The 380-nt window shown below is 51.1% G+C and carries 1 protein-coding gene and 1 pseudogene; both read left to right on the forward strand.

Annotated features, from left to right (window positions below; genetic code table 11):
* Positions 1-199, forward strand: a pseudogene (locus B3180_RS03870) (pseudouridine synthase); the annotation flags it as partial.
* Between the two features lie 79 nt (positions 200-278).
* The coding region (locus tag B3180_RS03875; RefSeq protein WP_286843166.1) for a hypothetical protein at positions 279-380 on the forward strand (102 nt) is incomplete at its 3' end.

Raw genomic sequence — 380 nt, forward strand, 5'->3', positions numbered from 1 at the left:
CCCGCCAGTCAGAGAGCGTAAAACGGTGCCCGACACCTGGCTTTGCATTAAAATTCGTGAAGGTAAAAACCGTCAGATTCGCCGTATGACAGCGCATGTTGGACTCCCTACTCTGCGCCTTATACGTGCGGCAATTGGTCCGTTTCAGTTAAAAACGCTGCAGCCGGGCGAATGGCGTGAAGAACCGCCTGTTTGGTAGTTTCCTGAGCTACCCTAGCGCGGCCTAAAATGATAGAATGCGCAGCCAATTCAGGAGTTACAGTCAGCCAGGTCAGTCTATGTCAAATGCCAGTAAAAAAGTCATTGTTGGAATGTCAGGAGGAGTCGACTCTTCCGTGTCAGCCTATCTTCTTCTGCAACAGGGCTATCAGGTCGAAGGC

It is taken from the genome of Idiomarina sp. UBA4206, from assembly GCF_002383015.1.
GTDB classification, from domain to species: Bacteria; Pseudomonadota; Gammaproteobacteria; order Enterobacterales; family Alteromonadaceae; genus Idiomarina; species Idiomarina abyssalis.